Origin of the sequence: Tissierella sp. (genome assembly GCF_052089545.1) — a bacterium.
Lineage (GTDB): Bacteria > Bacillota > Clostridia > Tissierellales > Tissierellaceae > Tissierella_A.
This window is the reverse complement of sequence record NZ_JBQDAA010000083.1, coordinates 1-9266: the sequence shown is the minus strand read 5'-3', so window position 1 is coordinate 9266 and position 9266 is coordinate 1. Positions and strand designations below refer to the sequence as shown.

Sequence of the window (9266 nt, the reverse complement as noted above, 5' to 3'; positions counted from 1 at the left end):
AAATAAAAATTGGCATCAAAAAAGCATCCCTAATTGGGATGCTTTTTGTATAAACGTAAATCTGAAGATTAACGCTTTGAGAACTTACGATTAACAAAACTGGAACAATTATCCAATTTAATGTAATTTTATCCAATGTAATCCATACCATTTTTTAATTAATTCAATATATTATGGAAGAAAATAGAACAAAACTTATTAATCTGGAAAGTACTGTGACCAATTGTGACCATTTTAGGTCGATTATCTTACTTAACTTCATCCTTTGGGATGGAGTTTTTTAAATACCGAATTTACTTTTAATATAACTTTCTGCAACGCCAGCCACAATACTCAAACTTACACTAGAAAAAATTGTTCCTACTTTTTCTTTAGCTTTTGACCAGACAGAATCATCTCGTATATTATCTAGAATACTATGACCCTTATAAGTTAAATTACCAGTTTGAAAAGTATTAAGATGTCCTTGTGCATCAATACTAGGAGAAAATTCTATTAATTTTCCTTCGTTCAATTTTAAAGCTGCATATGCTATTTCCATATCCTGATAACCATCTAAACGAAGTTTTTCAAGAACTTCTCCACTAGGATCATACTTTTCACACCTTTCAATATAAAGCATCATTTTTCGTTCTAACTCGTGATTTAGTTTCATAAAAATTCTCCTTCTCGTAATTTAAGGAATGTTTTATTTAGTTGTTTTTACTAACTTTTCATACAATTTAAATAAGTAAGACACAGCATCACTTTCGGTTGTTCCCTTAACTGGTAATCCATAAGCTTCCATAACTGCCCGATCGTTGTCTTGATGAGCTTTAAGTAATTCTTTTGGCATGGTCAGTGGATCATAGAGATCAGCTAGAGAGCTATCTGGATATAATGCACGTGCATCTAGAATAGCTTGAGCCGTTTTTTCAATCCTTTCTTTCTGTTTATCTGTTGGCGTTGGCCATGGGAAATTATTATAAACCAAAGTATTTGAATATCTATAATCGCTTTTTAATCTACCCGCAATTGTACGCATCCACGCCATATGAATATTCGATTCCAATATTCCAAAATGATAGATTGTAGCAAAATCAATATAGAATAAGGCGTTTGTGTATACAACACCTACTGGCATAAAATCCATGGGTATATAACGTCTGTTTTCAGATGAAACTACAGGAACCACTATACTATTACTTACTGGTACCTGAGCTTGGAAATACTGACTTGGGGTACTACTTAATTGTTGAGTAGTTTTTGCCTTACTATTTTCTCTATATGCTTTTACTAATTTTACTTTATTATAAATAATTGAATTAGTTCTAATCACATTCGACGAGGCATTTTTTAGATATAGACAGTAGGTTGCTTCAGTATGTTTTGAATTATTTAAAAATTTAGTAGCATTTAAATATTTATATACGTAATTTCTTAAATCTATTGACGCATCAAGCTTGCTTTTCTCAGATCTAGAAAGTATAAAATTACCACCATCAATCAATTGCGCTCCCTTTGTCATTCTAGGAACCGATGATATAGGCTTGCCTCGTCTTTCAATTAAGGTAAGTTTCCCTTCGACTAAATACGGATTTATCGATTTGACTTTATTTATTTGGCCATTATCAAAAATATACTTGTCTAATCTTCCTTCATAAGAAAAGCCAATTATCACAACATGCACTGCAGCTTTCTCTTTAGCCTCACTTGTCCATATAAATGTTCTATATCCAAAATCTAATTGGAATTTAAATTTATTAATTAAAGGTTCCCATATATTTTGAATTGCTGACCCTTGTGTAATTGAATTAGTACTTACTAGAGCACATTTAACATTCGTTTTCTGAATATATTCAAGCGCTTTATAATACCAGCCAGAAACATAATCTATCGCACGTATTTTCCCCATTAAATTTGTTAAATCTAGCTTTTGAGAATCTGTTAATAGTTTATACCCAATAAATGGTGGATTTCCCATAATATAGTGACACGCATAGCTAGGAATAACTTCATTCCAATCCATTCTTAAAGCATTACCTTCATGAATATTTGTATAGGTCTTTAAAGGTAAGAAATCCCAATCAGCGTAGAAAATATCCTTAGTTTCTTCAAGCATCTGACTTTCTGCGATCCATAAAGCAGTCTTTGCAACAGATACAGCAAAGTCATTAATTTCAATACCATAGAATTGTTGAATCGAAACTTTTATAATATCTTGAGCCTGTCCAACATCAAGAGAAGGATTAGGATAAATTAGCTTAATAGCAGCATTTTCCAAGCGCCTCAATTGTAAATATGTTTCAGTTAAGAAATTACCCGAACCACAAGCAGGATCAAAGAACGTTAGATTAGCTAATTTATCTTGAAATGCACTAGCCTTCTTCTTTAATTTTGCCGGTTGCTTGACTTTCTTTATTTCATTCAATTCGTCTTTCAATTCATCTAAGAATAATGGATCAATTACCTTATGAATATTTTCTATAGAAGTATAATGCATCCCTCCTTGACGTCTAGTATCTGGGTTCAATGTTGATTCAAATACTGCACCAAAGATAGTAGGACTAATTTCAGACCAATCAAATTCATCACTTGCTTTTCTAAGTAATAAATCTCTCAATTCATCAGTAAATGGTGGTATCTCAATATCTTCATCTGAAAACATACCACCATTAACATATGGAAATTGGGCTAATTTAGGTTCATCATCTTCAAGATATGGATCACGATCTTTAACTTTTGTATCCAACACTTTGAAAAGGTTAATCAAAGCTTTACGCATATGTCTGGCATCAAATTCTTCAAGATAATCATGAAACATATTCTTTTTACCGAAAATGCCAGCATCTTCAGCATACAAACAAAATACAGTCCGTACACAAAGTTGGTTAATACTCTTTTGAGAATGTTCACTATCTGAATTTTTGTATTGATCTAAAAGTTCATCATAAATTTGACCAACTAATTCACCCGCACTTAAGGAAACCTGTTTTTCTTTTTCTAGATGTTCATTACTCTTATCTACTAAGAATTCAAGTTGATAATAGCTAGTTTCAAGATCTTTTAATTCAATCTTCACCGGTTCTGAATTAGGATGTTCCATATCATAGATACGGAATTCTCTAAAGTTACAAGTAACAATCCAACGTGGTCGGCGTGAATATGGTAATGCAGCAGAATATCTTTGAGCCTGTTGAAGAGGTGTTAACAAACTTCCATCTGATTGTTTAATTGCCTTATCTAAATCCTTGTCATTTCCCTTTTGTTCAATCATTACATGAGTTTGCTCAATGTAACCATCAATAAAACTATCATGTGATAATCTTACTTTTTCTTCAAACTTAATGAAGTTTTCCGGATTTTCAACACCTAAAACTTCACGCAACAAAGACAGCCAAAATGATTGACTGTCTTGTTTTTCTCTTCCACGATCTTTCCAGTCTTCAATAAACTGCTTAGCATTTCTTTTTTGTGTTGTTACGTCCATAACTTACCTTTTCCAATTCTGTTTTCTTTTTTCAAATAGGTCATTATTTTTTAACATTACCTCAGACGATATTTTATAAAAAGTCTCATCCTCTTTTATCCCTAATTTAGCCAATTCATTTAAATAGAATTTATCCAACTTCTCTATCCATTCAATCAACAACTTTATTGCTGTATTAAAGCATAATATATTTTCATCTGTAGTGTCATTAAAAAGATACATTCTAAAATAATTATAATTGTAATTGTTAACTTTCCACCTATCTTCATTCAACAAAAATTCCAAGTCAGGTCTTAAATTTTCAAAGCTTTTACTTAGTAAATCGAACATAAAATTTGGTGGAAATAAATATAAATTATTTTTTTCATTCGTCATATGAAGATTGGTATCAGAATATTCAAAAAACGTGTATGGAGGTTGTGGTCTTGTTAGTATCTCATAACTATGACTTTCATCAATCTTTCCTTCTATTAATCTGTCTAGTGTAATTTTATTAAAAATATCTTTTCTATCCTCTTCGGTACGAATTATTAAAGATATTAAATAATCTAAATTTAGGTAATTTTTTGACCTATTATTACTGGATATTACAAAACCAATATTATACATATTTAGTGAAATATTTTTATCACCAATATCGAATGTTTTAATGAAATCAGCAATATAATTGTAAACTTTCATTAAATATTCAGTAGCATTAGCAGGTATAAGAAAAAGGCTTTCAATATAATCAATTACACAAATTTTGCATAAAGCTTCTCTAATTATTGGCTCCTTGGGTCGATTTCCCCTTTTCCAACTAAAAATATTTGAATTACCGCTCTTCATTTCTGAAGTATCAATTGGTATCGCAAATTCTTTAGGAATCATTTGATTCATTTTACGCGCCATATCATTTTGTGAATCTGAATGACCTCGAAGATATTCATCAATGAATCTTGGAAAGTTATTATTGGGTATTGGATACTTGGGCTTAGGCATATTAATAAACCTCCTCGTCAAAAGTTATGATTATTAAGATGTACGTGTATTTTATCATCATACACTCTATAGTAAATGGTGAAGATAAATAAATCTTCAAAAATTAAAATTACAGGAGGATCTTATTATGAAGATCAAAAGGAACTCTGGCTACTCACTCGAAGTGGCAAAATTGTATGTACCCAGTGATGTAAGAAGCTTCTCACTCTCAACTGAACTTATCAAACAAGTTAAGTGGATTGACGGTAAACCTACCAATGAAGTAAGTGGTTATCAAGCTTGGTTTGTTGCAGAAGGAACTGAACCATTTAAAGTCAAGTTTTCAAAGAAGATTAATCTTCCAGAGATGTTAAGTCAAGTCACACTCATGAATCTAGAGGCTTGTGAAGTTGGATCAAATGTTTACTTTAAAGCTACAGGTGTTGAGGTCACTAAATGATGTTGCCTGAAGAAACTTCCAGATATATCACTCAGTGCTTAAACATGGCACTGGATCTATCTGGCGAAACAAGCTATACGAACAGCTTCAAGGTAGAAGTAAAAAATGATGGATTTTTATTCATCCCACGTATGCCTGCAAGCTATCCTCTAGATAACGATTTATATCAACAAATCTATAAAATTGCTAATGCAGCTTTATATCCCTATAAATCATTATTAAAACAATCAACTATGTATCTAGTATCAACAGATGATACTGATTTTGGAAATAAAAGAGCCTTCTACTACCCTTGGTCCGGCGTAAGTAAAAGGCTCCAAATCACCGATATGCAATCATATCTTGTTTCTAATACTAGTAAATATATTGATATAATGCAAGACGTTTCAATCGATTATAATCAAGTCACCTCTATTCTCATAGCAGGCAATTCTGGCAGCGGAAAATCATATGCACTAACTTACTTACTCACTATTCTTTATTTAAAGAATATTTCTGACTTATATATCATTGATCCTAAATGTGACGTACCTGCACGCTGGGCGCATATTTATGGGTTAGATGACAGAACAATTTTCCCAACCCAAGAAATGTCAAATAGTGATTTCGTGAATCGCTGTAATGAGATTTTAGCTAAATTAGTTAAAACTATTTACAAACGTCAACGGATTCTATACGAAGAACCACACCATCAATTTAAACATCTTACAGTTTGCATTGATGAAGTTCTTGCATTAACTGATGGACTTCCGAAAAAGATCAAAGATAGTTTCTTTGCTCTACTGTCTCAAATTTCACTTCTCGGAAGGGCCACAAGAGTCCATCTTTTGTTAATAAGTCAGCGCTTCAGCAACGATGCTTTGCCAATAGCTGTAAGAGAACAGGCAAATGTGTGCTTGCAACTGGGAAATATCAATAAAAAGACGACACAGTTTCTTTTTGATATTGATCCTGATGGCATCTTAATACCTACCGGAAAAGGGACAGGATTGTTTCAGATCACTGACAATACCCATCCTTTTCAGGTATTACCGTTGCTAACTCCGACATACACAGTAAAAGAAGGTATTTTATGAGTATGCATAATAACTATAACCCCAACATTTATAAGGTCTACTTACCTATAATACTTTTCAACATTTGTGTATCACTATCGCTAATCGATATTGTACTATATCATTTTTGGCATTATACAAATATTTATTTGATAATGATGAATAGTGTCACTCTGGTTGGTTTGATTATCATTCTCATCTATCAATTTAGTCATTCAAAGTTTCTTTTCTATTTGCGTTCACTATTTTTGACCAGAAATATTTTTCATATGATGATTATTCCGAAAGAAATTAGTGAAACTACAGGAAAGGTAAAGATTAATGCGATCGTTAACCTTTATAACACCAGTCAGCGGCAAACTTATGGGGAATTCGTAAACAACAAATTATATATTTGTGTAAGGATTCCTAATAATATCGAGGCTGCTAAGAAACTTGATGATAAACTGGTCAAACTACGTGAAAGTATTGGCAATTCATACCCTGAATATTCGTTCACTGGATTTGATCGCAAAGGTTCCTATTATATCTGCGTAGGTACCAAATAAAGAAATGCGAGCACCGTAGCACGCGTGCCCTGTCAAGGGATAACGCGTAAGCGAAGGCGCTCGCTACTTTATTTAAACTTACTGTGCAAATTATATATAAGTCCTTACTATCTCGGGGCTGAGAGCTTGTTATCAGCCCCGACAAATAATTGTGTAAAACGTGTAAAGGAGAAAATTAAATGTGAAGAAGGCAATCAGATCAAGACAGTTCATGTACACTCAAGATCTTGATCATTTACCATTTAAAAAAGAAGATTTAAAAACAATATTAGAAAAATCCTCTGTCGAAGAATGGGCATACATACTTCATGATAAAGATATTGACAAAGATGGAAAAACTATTAGACCTCATTTTCACGTAGTTCTTAAGTTTAAGGATGCAAAGACAATTTCTCGTGTAGCAAAAATATTCAATGATAAACAAGAATATATTGAAGTTTGGAAAAATACGATCGGAAATGCATATAGCTACCTAATTCATGAAACCAGTAAAGCGAAAGATAAACACCATTATGAGCCTACTGAAGTTATATCATCCTTTGATTTTGAAACAAGAATCAAACAGATTAGAAAAAAAGTTGCTAAACCATCTAAAAAAGATATAGACGACTTAATAGATGATTATTCTAACGAACTTTTGACGAAAACTGAACTTCAAGAAAAAATCGGTGTTTTAGAAATGGCAAAGCATAAAACACTTTTAGATCATATTGAAGATATTTTAGCTTATAAAAAACATCAAAAATTTCTTAAGGATTTTAAAGGACAAAAGTGCACAACTTATTGGATTTATGGAAAATCAGGCATTGGAAAAACAAAGATGGTTCGTGAAATTTTAGAAGAACTTCATCCTAATAATTTTCGTATATTAGGTTCTCAACGTGATCATTTTCAAGAATATCACGGAGAAGAATTTATAGTTATTAATGACTTGCGTCCACAAGACTATGAATATGGACAATTGTTAACCCTCCTTGATCCATGGGAAATCGATAAAATGGCACCCGCAAGGTATCATGATAAATATCTTAATGGACGTGCAATATATATCACTACTCCGTATAGTCCTATAGCCTTTTACAACGGAGCAAACATAGTAAATGGTTTGATAGATTCATTTGAACAATTAAATAGGAGAATCATTACGCTACATTTAACAGAAGATAATTACGATGATATAAAAGCTGATCTAATAAAAGATGACCAGATAGCCGAAGCAATATGGAAAATTAAAAAAAGCACTAGTCAAACTGATAGCGACAAAAGTAATGACTAGTACCCTAAAAAATATCTTATTCCATTTTTGTTTCTTAAACAATTTTAGGAGAGATTCTATGGCTAAATTGTTAAATCGTGAAGAAGCTTCAAAGTATATCGGTATAGATCCTAAAACATTTGATAAAGTATTTCGTGCTAATCCTGATTTTAAGAGATTTCCACTAAGTGATCATAGCGAGCGTTTTACTATCGAAAGCATTGAAGACTTCATAAAACAAAAAGAAACAACTTTAAAGAAAATTTGATTGAAGGTCGACCATCTGCTAAATTAAATTTAGTAAGATGATCGACCTTTTATTTTTGAAAGGACGATTTAAATACATGGCAACTATTGAAAAACGTGGCTCTTCCTACAGAGCTAGAGTAACAATTTATCAAAATGGAAAGCGTGATTATTTAACTAAAACATTTAAAACAGAAAATGAAGCAAAAGTTTGGGGAACTACTTTAGAACTTGAAAAAGCTAAAGGTAAAGCTATTGCTCATCAAAACACACTTTTTAAAGATTTTTATTACTTATATGTGAATACCATCAAAGTTAATGACGTTAGAAAAGCTACATTCAATAATTATGTAAAAGCTGGATTAATAATTAATAACCTCTTTCCTACTGCAAAACTAGGAAAATTAGACGATGTCCAAATGCAAAAAATCTTAGATAAATACGGAGAAACACATTCTAAAAAGACTGTAGTTGAATTATTAAAGAAGATTAGGACAGCTCTTCGTTATGCATACGCAAAAGGATATATTTATAATGACTTTGCTAGCCTGCTCAAAGCTCATGGTAAAGAATTACCTAAGCGCAATAAAGCTTTATCAATGTCTGATTTAACTAAGTTAAAACATTATTTACTTGAACATACAGACAAAGAGTTTAACCTGATGGTTTTACTTGAAATTAGTACTGGTTTACGACGTGGTGAGATTTTAGGTATCAAACCAGAAGATGTGCATTATGATGGTCAATATTACTGCGTTGAAGTAAGAAGGTCAATAAGTCCGACTACTGACGACACTAAATTAAAGACTAAATATTCTAGACGTAGTGTAACTATACCAAAAGATATTTATGATCTGTTAAAAACAATACCAAATAAAGATTCAGGTTATCTATTTGACTGGTTTAGTTTTAAACAATCAAGTATGTTAAAAGAATTGCTCAAAAAAATAGGCATCCCTACAACCACATTTCATGGTTTAAGAGATACCCACGCTTCTTTTTTATTCAGTAATAATATTTCTTTATCTTATGTTAGCAGAAGATTAGGACATGATTCAATCTTAACTACTGAAAAATATTATCTGGAAATAATGCCAGAAAAAAAGCACTCGCAAGATGCGAATGCTTTAAATCTATTGGAATCCCTATAGCATTGTGACCATAGGTGACCAACTGAAGTCGCCAAAACGTTGATATAACAACATTTTTGAACGTAAATATTAACGCTTTGAGAATTGTGAAGCTTTACGGGCTTTCTTCAAACCTGGCTTCT

Annotated in this window: 8 protein-coding genes; 5 read left to right on the top strand and 3 right to left on the bottom strand. The window is 31.9% G+C overall.

The genetic code is table 11. The features are described from left to right. Nucleotides 1-280 precede the first annotated feature (280 nt). From ACTHW2_RS07370 to ACTHW2_RS07360, 3 genes are read right to left on the bottom strand one after another with little or no spacing between them, the layout of a single operon-like run. Nucleotides 281-655, bottom strand: coding sequence for a DUF2513 domain-containing protein (locus ACTHW2_RS07370; protein WP_023191549.1), 375 nt, complete (start codon nucleotides 653-655; stop codon nucleotides 281-283). A 33-nt stretch (nucleotides 656-688) separates the two neighbouring features. Continuing rightward, nucleotides 689-3469, bottom strand: a complete 2781-nt coding sequence (locus ACTHW2_RS07365; protein ID WP_020829392.1) for a DNA methyltransferase — start codon at nucleotides 3467-3469, stop codon at nucleotides 689-691. A 3-nt stretch (nucleotides 3470-3472) separates the two neighbouring features. After that, nucleotides 3473-4450, bottom strand: a complete 978-nt coding sequence (locus ACTHW2_RS07360; RefSeq protein ID WP_020829393.1) for a hypothetical protein — start codon at nucleotides 4448-4450, stop codon at nucleotides 3473-3475. Nucleotides 4451-4622: 172 nt separating this feature from the next. Here ACTHW2_RS07360 and ACTHW2_RS07355 point away from each other — a divergent pair, with 172 nt between their 5' ends. The 5 genes from ACTHW2_RS07355 to ACTHW2_RS07335 all read left to right on the top strand — a co-directional run bounded on the left by ACTHW2_RS07355 (nucleotide 4623) and on the right by ACTHW2_RS07335 (nucleotide 9144). After that, nucleotides 4623-4889, top strand: coding sequence for a hypothetical protein (locus ACTHW2_RS07355; protein ID WP_442263302.1), 267 nt, complete (start codon nucleotides 4623-4625; stop codon nucleotides 4887-4889). Then, nucleotides 4886-5965, top strand: coding sequence for a helicase HerA domain-containing protein (locus ACTHW2_RS07350; protein WP_020829395.1), 1080 nt, complete (start codon nucleotides 4886-4888; stop codon nucleotides 5963-5965). Before ACTHW2_RS07355 ends, ACTHW2_RS07350 begins: the two co-directional genes overlap by 4 nt. 708 nt (nucleotides 5966-6673) lie before the next feature. Next, nucleotides 6674-7768: a Rep family protein gene (locus ACTHW2_RS07345; RefSeq protein WP_020829397.1), complete on the top strand. Its 1095-nt coding sequence runs from the start codon at nucleotides 6674-6676 to the stop codon at nucleotides 7766-7768. Nucleotides 7769-7826: 58 nt separating this feature from the next. Continuing rightward, a complete protein-coding gene (locus tag ACTHW2_RS07340; protein WP_020829398.1) occupies nucleotides 7827-8015 on the top strand; it encodes a hypothetical protein in 189 nt (62 codons plus the stop codon). 76 nt (nucleotides 8016-8091) lie between these two features. Next, nucleotides 8092-9144 carry a site-specific integrase gene (locus tag ACTHW2_RS07335; protein ID WP_020829399.1) on the top strand — a complete coding sequence of 351 codons (1053 nt, stop codon included), beginning with the start codon at nucleotides 8092-8094 and terminating at the stop codon, nucleotides 9142-9144. Nucleotides 9145-9266: the final 122 nt, after the last annotated feature.

Excerpts from the sequence above, each read along its gene's own strand:
- ACTHW2_RS07370 (WP_023191549.1), bottom strand. The coding sequence starts at position 655 with ATGAAACTAAATCACGAGTTAGAACGAAAAATGATGCTTTATATTGAA.
- ACTHW2_RS07365 (WP_020829392.1), bottom strand. The coding sequence starts at position 3,469 with ATGGACGTAACAACACAAAAAAGAAATGCTAAGCAGTTTATTGAAGAC.
- ACTHW2_RS07360 (WP_020829393.1), bottom strand. The coding sequence starts at position 4,450 with ATGCCTAAGCCCAAGTATCCAATACCCAATAATAACTTTCCAAGATTC.
- ACTHW2_RS07350 (WP_020829395.1), top strand. The coding sequence starts at position 4,886 with ATGATGTTGCCTGAAGAAACTTCCAGATATATCACTCAGTGCTTAAAC.
- ACTHW2_RS07340 (WP_020829398.1), top strand. The coding sequence starts at position 7,827 with ATGGCTAAATTGTTAAATCGTGAAGAAGCTTCAAAGTATATCGGTATA.
- ACTHW2_RS07335 (WP_020829399.1), top strand. The coding sequence starts at position 8,092 with ATGGCAACTATTGAAAAACGTGGCTCTTCCTACAGAGCTAGAGTAACA.